Source organism: Streptomyces drozdowiczii, from assembly GCF_026167665.1.
GTDB classification, from domain to species: Bacteria; Actinomycetota; Actinomycetes; order Streptomycetales; family Streptomycetaceae; genus Streptomyces; species Streptomyces drozdowiczii_A.
The window spans coordinates 246,282-259,302 of sequence record NZ_CP098740.1 but is presented as its reverse complement, the minus strand read 5'-3'; the positions used below and the strand labels follow the sequence as shown (position 1 = coordinate 259,302).

Below are 13,021 nucleotides of genomic sequence, written 5' to 3'. Positions count from 1 at the left end.
GGAACACGCCGACGACCGACCGAGGAGCCCGCACATGCCCAGCCGCACCGATCCCGACCGCACCGAGCCCGGCACCGCAGACCGCACCCGACTCGTCGAACTGCTGATGGAGCAGTTCCCGGACGTGCCGCGTGAGGCCGTCATCAAGGAGGACCTGCTGCGCGGCGGCGTCGCCTTCGACGAGTCCGCGCTCAGCGACAACGAGGGCGGCGACGTCAAGCCGAAGTCGTACTTCATCTTCTCCTTCGACCACGGCACCCTGCCCGAGCTGGGCGCGGCCGCCCTGCGCCGCCCGCCGGAGGAGATCGTGCTCACCGGCGGCCCGTACGAGCTGCGGCGCACCGTCGTCTCCGTGCGCGTCAACCCCGCCTCCCCGTACCGTGTCGCGGCGGACGCGGACGGGATGCTCGGGCTCTACCTCGACGGCAGGCGCATCTCCGACGTCGGGCTGCCGCCGATGCCCGACTACTACCGGCACACGCTCGCCAACGGGAAGTCCGTGATGGAGGTGGCCCCGACCATCCAGTGGGGCTACCTCGTCTACCTCACCGTCTTCCGCGTCTGCCAGTACTTCGGCGCGAAGGAGGAGTGCCAGTACTGCGACATCAACCACAACTGGCGCCAGCACAAGGCGGCGGGCCGCCCGTACACCGGGGTGAAGCCCGTCGAGGAGGTGCTGGAGGCGCTGGAGATCATCGACCGGTACGACACGGCGAAGACCTCCACCGCGTACACCCTCACCGGCGGCGCCATCACCTCGCACATCGGCGGCCGGGACGAGGCCGACTTCTACGGCCAGTACGCCAAGGCCATCGAGGAGCGTTTCCCGGGCCGCTGGATCGGGAAGGTCGTCGCCCAGGCCCTGCCCAAGGCAGACGTCCAGCGCTTCCACGACTACGGGGTGCAGATCTACCACCCCAACTACGAGGTGTGGGACCGGCGCCTCTTCGAGCTGTACTGCCCCGGCAAGGAGCGGTACGTCGGCCGTGACGAGTGGCACCGCCGCATCCTGGACTCCGCGGACGTCTTCGGCGCCCGCAACGTCATCCCGAACTTCGTGGCCGGTGTCGAGATGGCCGAGCCGTTCGGTTTCACCACGGTGAAGGAGGCCATCGACTCGACCACCGAGGGCCTGCGCTTCTTCATGTCGCACGGCATCACCCCGCGTTTCACCACCTGGTGCCCGGAGCCGACGACCCCGCTCGGCAAGACCAACCCGGACGGGGCGCCGCTGGAGTACCACATCCGGCTCCTGCAGTCCTACCGCGCGACGATGGAGGAGTTCGGGCTCACCTCGCCCCCCGGTTACGGCCCGCCCGGAGCGGGGAACGCGGTGTTCTCCGTCAGCTCCTTCATGGACAGCCTGCCGGCCGCCCCGGAGGACGCCCCCGCGGCGGAATGAGCGCTTACGCCTCCGAGGCGAGCTGCCGCACCACACGGGCGAAGCCCCGTACCAGTGCGGTGTCCGCGCCGTCCGCCCAGGCCAGGACCACGCGCAGTGGCTCGACATCGGTGAGCGGCACCCAGGACAGATCGGGGCGGGCGTAGTAGCGGGCCATGCTCTCGGGGGCGAAGCAGATCGCGGACCCCTGCGCCACCTGCTCCAGCATCTCCTCGACGTTGTCGTTGGTCGGCCCCCAGACCGGGGCCGACCCGTCGGGGCGCGGGTTGACGGCCCACCAGTCCACCCATTGCCGGGGCGCCCGCCGGGTCCACAGCAGGGGTTCGTCCTTGACATCGAGGATGGAGACGCCGTCGCGGGCCGCCAGCGGATGCGCCGTGGGCAGGCCGACGACGCGGGGCTCGCTGTGCACCGCCTCGTACGTCAGCCCGGTCAGGTCGTTGGGCAGCCAGACGAACGCCACGTCGGTGAGACCGTCCCGCAGCGCGTCGGCCTCCTGACCCCAGTCGTACCGCTTGGGCGCCACCCGCACCCCGGGATGGAGGCGGGCGAACTCCGCCCGCGCCCTGGTGGTCAGTTCGCCCGCCCCGCTCGCCTCGAACCCCACCCGCAGCACACCCGTCTCGCCCCGCGTGTGCCGCTCGGCCGCCGCGGTCACCCGCTCGGCCTGGCGTACGGTGAGCAGCGCCTCGGCGATCACATCGCGCCCCGCCGGGGTGGCCGAGACCCCGCCCGCGTGGCGGTCGAACAGCTTCACGCCGAGTTCCGCCTCCAGACTCTTGAGCGCGTACGAGAGAGCCGGCTGGCTGACGAAGAGCCTGCGGGCGGCCCGGCCCAGGTTCTCCTCCTCGGCTATCACCGTGAGGTAGTGCAGCTGGCGCAGTTCCATGGCGCGATCATAAGTCGTCTTTATCGCTCCGGAGAATCCATGTCTTGGACCGTTCATGGGCGCGGGTGACATAAATGGATCACCGCAACGCGCCGACAGAAAAACGGAGTTGGACATGAACACCGCACCCGCCACCCCCGCCCGCGACAAGGCCCAGGGCCGCGTCTGGCTGATCACCGGCGCCTCTTCCGGCTTCGGCCGGTCCATCGCCGAGGCCGCCCTCGCCGCCGGGGACACGGTCGTCGCCACGGCCCGCAGGCCCGAGGCGCTCGACGCCCTCGTCGCCGCACACCCCGACCGCGCGGTCGCCGTCCAACTCGACGTCACCGACACCGCCCGCATCGCCGACGTCGTCGCGGACACCGTGCTCTGGTACGGGCGGATCGACGTGCTCGTGAACAACGCGGGCATGGGGCTCGTCGGCGCGGTCGAGGAGACCACCGACCGAGAGCTGCGCGACCTCATGGACCTCCACTTCTTCGGTCCCGCGGCCCTGGTCCGGGCCGTGCTGCCGCACATGCGCCGCAACGGTTCGGGCGCCGTGGTCCAGATGAGCAGCATGGGCGGCCGGTTCACCTTCCCCGGCGTCGGCGGCTACTCCGCGACGAAGTTCGCCCTGGAAGGCCTGTCCGAGGCGCTGGCCGCCGAGGTGGCCCCGCACGGCATCAAGGTCCTGATCGTCGAACCCGGCTCCTTCCGTACCGGTTTCGCGGGGGGCGGCGCCCTGCGCCAGTCCGCGCCCCTCGACGCCTATGCGGACTCCGTCGGCCCGGTCCGCAGCGGCCTGCCCGAGTCGGACGGCAAGCAGGAGGGCGACCCGGCCAAGGCCGCCGCTGCCATCCTGACCGCGCTGGCCGCCGAGGACACCCCGCTGCGGCTGCCGCTCGGCAACGACGCGACGGACGCCGTGCTCGGCGCGCTCGACGCCTCCCGCGCCGAAACGCTCGCCTGGGAGAAGGTCAGCCGCTCCACCGGCTTCGACGACTGATATCCGCGCGCGTCACCCGCGCGTGTGTGCCGGAGCGCGCGCCCCGGCACACACGCGCATTCGTGCTTCCGGCGAGGGTGAAGGGCGGGCGGGAGGGGAAGGTAAGCGGAACAGAGCCAGCCATTTGTAAAGGCGGTGCCCATGCTGCACGGTGTCGATGTCAGCGCCCATCAGTCCTCGTTCGACACGGATGGACTGGACTTCGTCCTCATCAAGGCCACCGAGGGCCGTTCGTACGTCAATCCACGCCTGACCGACCAGACGAAACGGGCCCGCGACGCCGAATGCGTCGTCGGCTTCTACCACTTCCTGTGGCCCGGAAACATCACGGCGCAGGCCGAGTACTTCCTCAGCAAGGCGCCCGAGAAAGCCGGTGACCTGCTCGCCGTCGACTGGGAGCAGAACGGCGAGGGAACCCGGGCGAGCAACGCCGAGAAGGACCGCTTCATCCGCGAGGTCAAACGCCTGCGGCCGCACCACCGCGTCCTGCTCTACTGCAACCGCTACTTCTGGCTGAACCACGACACCACGTCGTACGCCGGGGACGGGCTCTGGATCGCCGACTACGTGAAGGCGGGCAAGCCGCGCATCAAGGCGACCTGGCGCATCCACCAGTACACCGACCAGCCGCTCGACAAGGACGTCGCCGACTTCTCCTCCCGCTCCGCCATGCGGGCCTGGGCGCGGAAGTGACGTCCACCGGCACCGGTCAGTAGGACTGCAACTCCACGAGATGCCCCTCGGGGTCGCGTACATGGGCGGTGCGCAACCCCGGTCCCCACTCCGGGCGGTCGGACGCGGGTGCGGTCAACTCGGCTCCGTGGCCTAGGCAGAGGGCCAGCCCCGCGTCGACGTCCGCCACGCGCAGGACGAACATCGACCGGTCCTGGGTCGGCGCCGGGTCCGCGGGCAGGTGCTCGGTACCGGCGACCGTCGCCATCGCACCCCGGTCGAACAGCACCAGCACGCCCTGGCCCTCGACGTCCCAGTGCGCGTACGGCCCCGACGCGTTGCCACTGGCCCGTACGGCACCGATCAGCTCCGGCAGCACGGCGTCGTAGAAGCGGAAGCAGTCGGCGAACCGGTCGACCAGCAAGCGGGGATGCAACGCGTCCACGGAATCTCCTTCGGTAGGTGCACACCCATCATGGGGTTGGCCCTACGATATACCTGATGAACGAAACCCCTCCCAGTCTCCTGGGTATGACGACCTACCTCATGTCCAAGACCGGCAAGACGGCGCGCGGCAGGCTCGCCGACCGGCTGGCCGAACGCGGGCTGAGGCTCTGGCACATGGCGGTCCTCGCCGCGCTCGCCGACTTCGGCCCCCATGTGCAGCGCGAACTCGCCGCGCGGCTCTCGATCGACCGCAGCGACGTCGTGAAGATCGTGGACGGGCTCGGCTCGTCCGGCCTGGTGGAGCGGGCCCGCGACACCGCCGACCGGCGACGCGTCACGGTCACCGTCACGCCGGCCGGCCGCGCCCTGCTGGAAAGCCTCAAGTCCGAGGCGCTGGCCGTGCAGGAGGACGTCCTCGCGCCTCTGACCTCCAGCGAACGCGCCCAGCTGACCGCCCTGTTGCTCCGCGTCCACGACGGCGCGCGGGAGACCGCCCCGGCACGGCCAGGTCGCTGACCCCTTCGAGGCGCCCGGTGCGGCAGAATTCCCCGGTGACCACACCCGCGGCCCAGCCGCCTCGTGACCGCGCGCTCGGGCGCGGCATCACCACCCTGATCCCGCAGGCCGCGCCCGCGACCCCGGCCGAACAGGCGGCGGCCGTACTGACGGCCATGCGGACCGTTCCGGTGCGCGTCGGCGTACTCCAGGCGGCGGTGGTGCTGTTGGAGGAGCGGGTACGCGCCACGGAGGACGAGGCGGAGCGGGCCGCCGCGGCGACCACCGTGGCCATGCTCCGCAGCGCCATCGGACAGGCCGGCTGACCGCCTCCCTGATCACTTCCGTCGAATTCCCTTCGCGCGGCCCCCGGAAGTGAGCCATCCTGATCACCGCTTCCGCCCGGGAGCGGTGATCGAAGGGCAGTTGGGGCGCGTTGACGAACAGCGGTGTGTACGAGACGGCAGGCGGTGCGGTACGCGGACGCGCACCGCACCAGGGCGTCGTCTCCGTCCTCGGAATCCCTTACGCCGAGCCGCCGTTCGGCGAGAACCGCTTCCGGGCCCCGCGCCCGCGCGCCCCGTGGCCCGGAGTCCGCGACTGCACGGAGTTCGGCCCCGTCCCTCCCCAGTCCGCCGAACTGCCGGGCGCCCCCACCTGGTCACCCGGTGACGAGGACGTGCTGAGCCTCAACGTCTGGACCCCCGCGACCGCCCCGGGCCCGCTGCCCGTGCTGGTCTGGATCCACGGCGGCGCCTACACCTTCGGATCGAGCGCCCAGCCGGACTTCGACGGTACGGCGCTGGCCCGCACCGGCCTCGTCGTCGTCACCCTCAACTACCGCGTCGGCTTCGAGGGCTTCGGCCAGGTCCCGGACGACACCGGCCCGCCCAACCGCGGCCTGCTCGACCAGATCGCCGCCGTCGAATGGGTCCGCGACAACATCGCCGCGTTCGGGGGAGACCCGGACAACGTCACCCTGGCCGGGCAGTCGGCCGGAGCGACGTCCGCGGTCTGCCTGATGGTGATGGACCGCGCGCACGGGCTCTTCCGGCGGGTGATCGCCCACAGCGCGGTCGGCCCCGTCTTCGCGCAGGAACTCGCCGAGCGGGTCACCGCCCGCGTCACCGCAGCCGCGGGGACCCCCGTGACCGGGGCCGCCCCGCAGGAACTGCTCGCGGCCTCGGACCGGGTCGTCGGGGACTATCGCGAGGACCCCGGCTCCGGGGCGCTGCACTGGGACCCGGTCATCTACGGACCGGTCGCCGACGGGGAGGTTCTGCGCGACGACCCGCTCGCCCTCGTCGCCGCCGGAGCGTCCCGGGATGCCGAACTGCTCGTCTGCCACACGACCGAGGAGTACTGGCTGATGGACGCCGTCGGCAGCGCCTGCCAGGTCCCCACGGACGAACGGTTGCGGCGCTTCGCCGCCGACTTCGGCCTGCCGTCCGGGCTCATCGACGGGTACCGCGCGCTCATGCCCGGCGCCGGACCGCACGAGCTCCACCTCGCGGTCTACGGGGACCTGATGTTCGGCGAGTACAGCAGCCGGCTCGTCGAGGCCCACACGGCGGCGGGCGGCCGCGCCTTCCTCTCCCGGTTCGACCGAAGGGGCGGGGGAGTGCGCGCCTGGCACTGCGCCGACGTGCCCTTCGCCTTCGGCAATGTGGACGACGAGCGCATCCGGTTCCTCATCGGAGGCGCCGCGCCGACGCCCGAGGACCGGGCCCTCGCGGACCGGATGACCTCGGCCTGGGCCGGGTTCGCCGCCACCGGCGACCCGGGCTGGGGGCCGGGCGCCGGCCACGGCAGGGTGTGGGGGACGCCGGACCGTGCGGCGGCCTCCGGGCACTGGCGGGACGGCGACGCGGTCCGGGCGCTGTGGGACACGTACACCTACCGCCCCGCCCGCTCCTGAGCGCCGGTTCACATCGGGGGCAGTTGCAGTGGTCCCCGGCCCTCGCGGACCTTGCCGATCTCCCGCAGTTCGCCCCGCAGGCGGCCGTGGAGGTCGGTGGTCGCCAACACGGCCCGGTCGCCCAGACACGACTTGTCCCCGTCGGGCTCCTCGCAGTAGAGGACGTACCCGGTGAGCCGGTCGACGGTCCCCGGCTCCAGGCGCCAGATCCACTCGTAGTCGCTCACCTGTACGCGGGGGTGGGCCGCCCGGAGCCGGTCCTCGACGGCGCTGTGGACGGCGGCGGCGAACTTCTGCCGTTCGGCGAACGGGCGGACGATGCGGGCGCTGCCCGACGCCGGGTCGACCCGCCCGTCCCTCGCCGCGTAGCCGACGCTGTAGTACGCGTGCGAGCCGAGGGCGGCGAGCAGCGGGGTGGCGCTCAGACGCATGGCCGTCGGTTGCGACTTCTTGCCGGTGGGCCGCTTCTCGGCGACGGCAGGGGCGACCAGGTTGACCGACGCGCCCTTCACCCCGGTCCCGTCCTTCCACTCCCGCGCGCATGCTCCGATGTCCTTGAGCAGCCCGGAGACCGTCGCGTTGGTGGGGGAGGCGGCGATCCAGGGCGCCCCGGTCTGCGGGTCGACGGCGATCACCTCGTGGCCGCAGCGCCGGAACGCGCCGAGGAGCATCCGCAGCGCCGCCGCCTCGCGACGGCCGCGCTCCACCGCCTCGTCCATCACGCCCCGGCAGTCATGGGTGTTGCAGGTCCCCGCGTCGGCGTCCACCCTCATCCGGACCACGGCGTCGGGATCGTCGGTCATCGCGAAGGTGATCTCCGAACCACTGGAGTGCGGGATCAGGGTGTGCGCCTCGATGACGCGGAGGGCGCCCGGGTAGTACTTCTCGGCCAGCTTCTCGGCGTACGCGCGGTCCTCCTTCGTCGTGGTCACCAGCCCGCACCCCGTGAGCGCGGCGGCGAGTCCGAATGCCAGTGCTCCGGCCATCCCGGCCGCCGTCCTGCGCCGTCTCGGCGATCCGCCCATCTCCGCCCGCCCCCTGCTCGTGCTCCGGCCCGTCAACGGCCGGACCTGCTTCTTCATCTGATGTGACGGTAGGACGGAGGCGCGCTCGGGGAATGAGTACCGCTACTCAGCGGGCGGCCCGTTCGGTCACCCATGTCATTGGCATGGACCTGCTAACGACTTCTCCGCTACAGTCCGGAACGGCACACTCTGAGAGCGCTCTCAAAGAGGCGCCTCGGACGCCTGCTGTTCCTCCCCCACCCAGCCGGAACAACAGAAGGGCCAAGACCTTGAGACGCTCCACAGCCTTGAGGACCGCACTCTCCGCCGTACTGCTCCTCGGAGCCTGGGCGGGCGCGGGCTTCCCCTCGGCCTCCGCCGCCGACACCCCCGCCGCCGCTCCCGCGCCCGCATCCGACGGCCTGCTCACCGCCATGCAGCGGGACCTCGGCCTGACCGCGAGCCAGGCCAAGGTGCGGCTCTCCCAGGAGAAGACCGCCACCGCCCTCCAGCCGAAGGCGCGCCACGCCGCCGGGGCGGCGTACGGCGGCTCCTGGTTCGACCCGGCGACCGGCGGCCTGACCGTCGCGGTCACCGACGCCGCACAGGCGGACGCCGTACGGGCCACGGGCGCCGCCGTGCGCATGGTGACCCACACCGAGAAGCGCCTCGACTCGGTCAAGGCGAAGCTGGACAAGCTGGACGCCCCGCAGGGCGTCAGCAGCTGGCACGTCGACCCCCGCACCAACTCGGTCGTCGTGGACGTCGTCGCGTCGCAGCGCACTGACAACGATGTCCAGGCGTTCGTACGGAAGGCCCGGGCGGCCGGTCCGGTCACCGTCGAGCAGACCACCGAGGCGCCCCGGACCTTCTCGGCCGGGACCGTCGGCGGCGACCCGTACTACACGGGCAACGTACGGTGCTCCATCGGCTTCTCCGTCTACGGCGGCTTCGTCACGGCCGGCCACTGCGGCCAGGCGGGTGCCGGGGTCAGCGGCTGGGACGGCTCCTTCATCGGCAACTTCCAGGGCTCGTCGTTCCCCGGCGACGACTACGCGTGGGTCAGCGTGGGCAACGGCTGGTGGACGGTCCCCGTCGTCCTCGGCTGGGGCACCGTCTCGGACCAGCTGGTCCGGGGCTCCAACGTGGCCCCGATCGGCGCCTCGATCTGCCGCTCCGGCTCCACCTCGCACTGGCACTGCGGCAATGTCCTCGCCACCAACGACACGGTCAACTACGCCCAGGGCGCGGTCTACCAGATGACCAAGACCAGCGTCTGCGCGGAGGGCGGCGACTCCGGCGGCTCCTTCATCAGCGGTGACCAGGCGCAAGGTGTCACCTCGGGTGGCTGGGGCAACTGCAGCTCCGGCGGCGAGACCTGGCACCAGCCGATCAACGAGATCCTGAACCGGTACGGGCTGACGCTCCACACCGCCTGACCGCGTTCCGCGCGACCCGGGGCCTGCCGAGCGGGACGGCGGGCCCCGGTGCGCGTGCGGGCCGGGCCGTCAGGCGAGCCGGAGGTCGATGAACGGCACGGTGTCGCCCGGGAGGACGTACCGCTCGGTCTCCACGAAACCGTTCCGCAACGCGAACCTCAGGCCCTCGGGGTTCGACTCCAGGACACATGTCTCGATGACCTCGGCACCGAGCCCCCGGGCCAGCTCGAGGCCGTGCGCGTACAGCTGCCCGCCGAATCCCCGGCCCCGGTGCTCGGGCAGGACGCGGGCGATCACGGTTCCCACCGGGTTGTCCGCGCCGGGCGGGCGCACCGTGGAACACCCCACGAGCACGTTCCCCGCGTACGCGACGCACAACCGGTTGCGCCCCGCGCGCTCCGTCACTTCCGCGAACGACAGGGGAGCCGTGGGGATGATGGCGTTGTGGACGAACTGCCAGTCCAGGAGCGAGGCGTCACTGTCCACCTGCTCGATACGGAGATCGGTCATCGCGCCAGGAAACCGGTCCCGAGGGACGCGCGTCAACCGAAAACGGACGCGGGGACGGGCCGACCGGATCCGGGTCACACCCCGGGCTCCCCGCGCACCTTCATGGGGCGGGAGAGACCCGAGGAGGCCCAAGTGACCACAGTGACCGGAGCCGGCTCCGTGCAGACCGGCGTCGTGCCTGCGCCCATCCGGCGGGTGCGTGAAGTGCCCGTATTCCGCAACCGCTTCGGCACGTTGTACAACGACGACGTCGTCGCCCCGTCCGGGGCCACCGGCCAGTACCTGCGGTGGCAGGCGCGTAAGGAAGGGGCCGTCGTCGTACCGGTCGGCCCGGCCGGGTACGCGTTCGTGTCCCACTACCGCTACCCGATCCAGGCCGCCTCGCTCGAATTCCCCCGGGGATCGAGCGAGGACGAGGAAGGGCTGGCGGCGGCCGCCGTCCGCGAACTGCGCGAGGAGACGGGGCTCGTCTGCGCGTCGCTGCGGCCCCTCGGCACCATCCACGCCGACACCGGCATCCTCGCCGCCCCGATCCGGGTGTACGCCGCCGAGGTGGACGTGGCGACCGCCGAGTCGGCGGAGCCCGAGGCGATGGAATCCCTCACCGAACCCGTCTGGGTCACGCCCGAGGACCTGCCGGGGTGGCTGGCCGAGGGACGTATCACCTGCGGCATCACCCTCGCGGCGCTCGCGCTCCTCCAGGCCCACCATCAGGCCGGGCGGTCCTGACGCCCTCACCTCGCCGCGGGCGGCCGGTCAGGCGGCCCAGGTCCCGCGCAGCGCGGCCGTGGCGAAGCCCGGCCCGTACGCGACGGTGATCCCCTCGGCACCGGCCGGCGGCGGTTCGGCGTGGGTGCGTTCGAGGATGCGGAGCACGGAGACACCGCCGAGGTTGCCCTCGTCGGCAAGGGTGGCGGCGGAGTGCCGGGTGCCGTGGGCGTCGAGGCCGAGGGCCGTCGCGGTGTCGCTGATGATGCGCGTACTGCCGGGATGGATGACCCCGAAGTCCACGGAGGACCGGCCGAGCCAGGTCAGCAGACCGGGCAGCACGTCGTCCGCCGCGCTCAGCGCCTCCTTCGTGCTGTCGAAGTGGAACCCGGCCGGATCGACGCGGCCGGCGTACCGGGTGAGGCTCTCCGGCAGGACGTGCTCGTAGGTGTCGGCCGGGGAGCCCACGCGGAGACCGGGGCCCAGCGGGGCGTCGGTGACGAGGGTCGCCGCCGCGCTGTCCCCGAACAGGACCTTGTAGATCATGTGCTCGACGGCGTCGTCCTGATGGTTGTACACGGCGGAGATGACCTCGGCGGCGACCACCAGGACGGTCGCCCCGGGTCTCGCGGCCAGCAGGTCGACGGCCCGGATCAGCGCCTGGGTGCCGCCCGCGCACGCCAGCGTCGTCAGCGCGATCCTGGAGACGTTCTGGCGCAGGCCCAGCCGGTTCATCAGGTGGATGTCCATGTTGGGCACGGACCAGCCGGTCGAATGCGTCGTGATGATCGCGTCCACATCGCCCGGACCCAGCCCGTACGCCCCGAGCACACCCCGTGCCGCCTGCTCCGCCATCTCCAGCGCGTCGGTGAACGCCGCCTCGGCCCGGGCCGTGACACCGGCGTCCCCCGACACCGTGGGCGCCGCCAGCGGCCGGGTGAAGTACCTGCTGCGCACGCCGGTGTTGGCCACGATGCGGAGGATCGCGGCGAGCCGCGGGTGGTCCTGGTGATGGGCGCGGATGTCGTCCGCGATCTCCCCGGTGGTCACTTTGTGGGCGGGGAACACGGTGGTGGGGCGGGCTATGTAGGCGGGCACGACATCCTCCGGCGGGCACGGTGCGGCGGCGATGTGGGGGTGGGCACAACCTAAGCCACAAACGGCCGTACCGCCCTGATCAGAGCACCGCGAAACCCTGGAGGGAAGCCCCTACGGAGCGCGCAGTACCGGCACGCGGGTGTGCGAGCGTCGCGCGCCCGCGTGGAAGACGAGAACGATCATGCGCGCGCCCGGAGCCGCCATGGGCTGAGCTGCGCACATCGTCACCCACCCCGGACCGTCGATGGCGTGCCGGATGGGGCGTTCGTCGCCGTCGGGGTGGATGTGCGCGCCGCCCGACTCCCAGATCGGCGCACACTGCGGGTCGGCCAGCACGTCCTTCTCCAGCCGGCGGAGCACCTCGTCGTCGGACCGGCTGGCGAGCGCCGCCCGCAGCTGCGGCACGACCAGCGGTGCCCAGGCGGTGTCCCAGTCGATGAGCATCTCGCGGCCCTGCGGTTCGAGGAGCATCCACCGCATGGTGTTCGTGGGCACCTCCCCGCCGGGGAACAGCCGCGCGAACTCGTCGTTGTGCGCGATCAGCTCCCAGGAGGCGTCGGTGATGTACGCGGGATGGGTCATCCCGTCGATGGCCTCCTGCCACACACCCGGCACCTCCTTGCCCGAGCGGGCGGTGAGCGGGCCCGGCGGGTCGCCTATTCCGGCGTACCGGCACAGCGACACCCACTCCTGCTCGTTGAGGGCGAAGAGCATCGCCACGTCACGGAGGAAACCGGTGTCCGGCCGCGGCCAGGCGCCGGACTCCAGCCGGCGGTAGGTGCCGGGGGTGCGGTGCAGCAACTGGTCGACCTGGTGCTGAGACAGGCCGGGTGCGCGGCGACCCTGGCGGGACGAACGGTGGAAACCGTGCCCGGTGGGGTCGATCAGTGCGCGACGGACTCTGAGCAGTGTCCGAAGTGCCGTCTTGTCCGTGTTGGTCATGCGATCAAATCCCCCGCGTATGGGCCCGGTTGCGCGGGCGTGAGCCTAATTGGCGCGACGTGGCTTAGCGCTAAAAACTGGACGTAGAAAACAGTCTGTTTACCTTCCATGCTGGAGCCCGTGAGGCAGCGGACCGCGGCTCTTCGGGGCGGTGGGCCCGCGCCTGACGCGCGGTCTTCCTGCTGTCCTCTCCTGGCAATGTTCGCAGCCGGAATTCCGCGCCCGTTCAGAACGGTGGCGGGAAGGGCTTGACCAGCAGACCGTATTTCGTCCCCCGGCGGGGCGGACTGCGCACCACGGTCCGCTGATCTGGCTCTTTCCGTCACCCACCTCGGTCTCCCGGGCCGAGGCGGGGCGGTACTCGGTGCGGTCGGCAGCCCCCCTGCCGGCCGCACCATTTTCGTCCCGGTGGGCACTGCTCCATCCGGAGCCGGCTCGTCCCCCCTCCAGTGCTCCGGTCCGGTGACACCGCTGCGGGCGTTCCGCTCGCCATCGGCCTCCGGATCCCC

The 13,021-nt window shown here is 71.8% G+C and carries 14 protein-coding genes; 8 read left to right on the top strand and 6 right to left on the bottom strand.

What is annotated here, in order from left to right:
- Positions 1 to 34: 34 nt before the first annotated feature.
- On the top strand, positions 35 to 1,402 hold the full coding sequence (locus NEH16_RS01230) for a radical SAM protein (RefSeq protein ID WP_265538529.1): 1,368 nt from the start codon (positions 35 to 37) through the stop codon (positions 1,400 to 1,402).
- A gap of 4 nt (positions 1,403 to 1,406) precedes the next feature.
- Here the strand turns inward: NEH16_RS01230 and NEH16_RS01225 are convergent, their stop codons facing one another.
- On the bottom strand, positions 1,407 to 2,291 hold the full coding sequence (locus NEH16_RS01225; RefSeq protein ID WP_265538528.1) for a LysR family transcriptional regulator: 885 nt from the start codon (positions 2,289 to 2,291) through the stop codon (positions 1,407 to 1,409).
- Positions 2,292 to 2,406: 115 nt separating this feature from the next.
- Here NEH16_RS01225 and NEH16_RS01220 point away from each other — a divergent pair, with 115 nt between their 5' ends.
- A complete protein-coding gene (locus tag NEH16_RS01220) occupies positions 2,407 to 3,279 on the top strand; it encodes an oxidoreductase (RefSeq protein ID WP_265538527.1) in 873 nt (290 codons plus the stop codon).
- A gap of 141 nt (positions 3,280 to 3,420) precedes the next feature.
- Positions 3,421 to 3,972 carry a glycoside hydrolase family 25 protein gene (locus NEH16_RS01215; protein ID WP_265538526.1) on the top strand — a complete coding sequence of 184 codons (552 nt, stop codon included), beginning with the start codon at positions 3,421 to 3,423 and terminating at the stop codon, positions 3,970 to 3,972.
- 16 nt (positions 3,973 to 3,988) lie between these two features.
- Here the strand turns inward: NEH16_RS01215 and NEH16_RS01210 are convergent, their stop codons facing one another.
- Positions 3,989 to 4,396 carry a VOC family protein gene (locus tag NEH16_RS01210; protein ID WP_265538525.1) on the bottom strand — a complete coding sequence of 136 codons (408 nt, stop codon included), beginning with the start codon at positions 4,394 to 4,396 and terminating at the stop codon, positions 3,989 to 3,991.
- 56 nt (positions 4,397 to 4,452) lie between these two features.
- Here NEH16_RS01210 and NEH16_RS01205 point away from each other — a divergent pair, with 56 nt between their 5' ends.
- The 3 genes from NEH16_RS01205 (at position 4,453) to NEH16_RS01195 (ending at position 6,811) form a co-directional block, all read left to right on the top strand.
- Positions 4,453 to 4,914: a MarR family winged helix-turn-helix transcriptional regulator gene (locus NEH16_RS01205; RefSeq protein WP_265538524.1), complete on the top strand. Its 462-nt coding sequence runs from the start codon at positions 4,453 to 4,455 to the stop codon at positions 4,912 to 4,914.
- Between the two features lie 35 nt (positions 4,915 to 4,949).
- Positions 4,950 to 5,219, top strand: a complete 270-nt coding sequence (locus NEH16_RS01200) for a hypothetical protein (RefSeq protein ID WP_073967007.1) — start codon at positions 4,950 to 4,952, stop codon at positions 5,217 to 5,219.
- A 125-nt stretch (positions 5,220 to 5,344) separates the two neighbouring features.
- Complete coding sequence (locus NEH16_RS01195; RefSeq protein ID WP_265538523.1) at positions 5,345 to 6,811, top strand: carboxylesterase/lipase family protein; 1,467 nt, start codon at positions 5,345 to 5,347, stop codon at positions 6,809 to 6,811.
- Between the two features lie 8 nt (positions 6,812 to 6,819).
- Here NEH16_RS01195 and NEH16_RS01190 read toward each other — a convergent pair whose 3' ends face one another.
- The gene (locus tag NEH16_RS01190; RefSeq protein WP_374215685.1) at positions 6,820 to 7,893 is read right to left on the bottom strand and encodes an SCO7460 family lipoprotein; all 1,074 of its coding nucleotides are present in this window, start codon (positions 7,891 to 7,893) and stop codon (positions 6,820 to 6,822) included.
- A 212-nt stretch (positions 7,894 to 8,105) separates the two neighbouring features.
- On the opposite strand from NEH16_RS01190, the gene NEH16_RS01185 reads away from it, so the two are divergent.
- Entirely contained in the window at positions 8,106 to 9,254 is a 1,149-nt protein-coding gene (locus tag NEH16_RS01185; RefSeq protein WP_199879131.1) for a S1 family peptidase, read from the top strand.
- A 69-nt stretch (positions 9,255 to 9,323) separates the two neighbouring features.
- On the opposite strand, the gene NEH16_RS01180 is transcribed toward NEH16_RS01185, so the two are convergent.
- Positions 9,324 to 9,764 carry a GNAT family N-acetyltransferase gene (locus NEH16_RS01180; RefSeq protein WP_265538522.1) on the bottom strand — a complete coding sequence of 147 codons (441 nt, stop codon included), beginning with the start codon at positions 9,762 to 9,764 and terminating at the stop codon, positions 9,324 to 9,326.
- A gap of 132 nt (positions 9,765 to 9,896) precedes the next feature.
- On the opposite strand from NEH16_RS01180, the gene NEH16_RS01175 reads away from it, so the two are divergent.
- Positions 9,897 to 10,493 carry an NUDIX hydrolase gene (locus NEH16_RS01175; protein WP_265538521.1) on the top strand — a complete coding sequence of 199 codons (597 nt, stop codon included), beginning with the start codon at positions 9,897 to 9,899 and terminating at the stop codon, positions 10,491 to 10,493.
- Positions 10,494 to 10,520: 27 nt separating this feature from the next.
- Here the strand turns inward: NEH16_RS01175 and NEH16_RS01170 are convergent, their stop codons facing one another.
- The gene (locus NEH16_RS01170; protein WP_265538520.1) at positions 10,521 to 11,570 is read right to left on the bottom strand and encodes a PhlD; all 1,050 of its coding nucleotides are present in this window, start codon (positions 11,568 to 11,570) and stop codon (positions 10,521 to 10,523) included.
- Between the two features lie 111 nt (positions 11,571 to 11,681).
- Complete coding sequence (locus NEH16_RS01165) at positions 11,682 to 12,512, bottom strand: helix-turn-helix domain-containing protein (RefSeq protein ID WP_073967001.1); 831 nt, start codon at positions 12,510 to 12,512, stop codon at positions 11,682 to 11,684.
- Positions 12,513 to 13,021: the final 509 nt, after the last annotated feature.

Bases quoted from the DNA above. Each gene is read 5' to 3' on its own strand.
- NEH16_RS01165 (WP_073967001.1), bottom strand. From the start codon at position 12,512: ATGACCAACACGGACAAGACGGCACTTCGGACACTGCTCAGAGTCCGT.
- NEH16_RS01190 (WP_374215685.1), bottom strand. From the start codon at position 7,893: ATGAAGAAGCAGGTCCGGCCGTTGACGGGCCGGAGCACGAGCAGGGGG.
- NEH16_RS01220 (WP_265538527.1), top strand. From the start codon at position 2,407: ATGAACACCGCACCCGCCACCCCCGCCCGCGACAAGGCCCAGGGCCGC.
- NEH16_RS01205 (WP_265538524.1), top strand. From the start codon at position 4,453: ATGAACGAAACCCCTCCCAGTCTCCTGGGTATGACGACCTACCTCATG.
- NEH16_RS01225 (WP_265538528.1), bottom strand. From the start codon at position 2,291: ATGGAACTGCGCCAGCTGCACTACCTCACGGTGATAGCCGAGGAGGAG.
- NEH16_RS01230 (WP_265538529.1), top strand. From the start codon at position 35: ATGCCCAGCCGCACCGATCCCGACCGCACCGAGCCCGGCACCGCAGAC.
- NEH16_RS01180 (WP_265538522.1), bottom strand. From the start codon at position 9,764: ATGACCGATCTCCGTATCGAGCAGGTGGACAGTGACGCCTCGCTCCTG.
- NEH16_RS01215 (WP_265538526.1), top strand. From the start codon at position 3,421: ATGCTGCACGGTGTCGATGTCAGCGCCCATCAGTCCTCGTTCGACACG.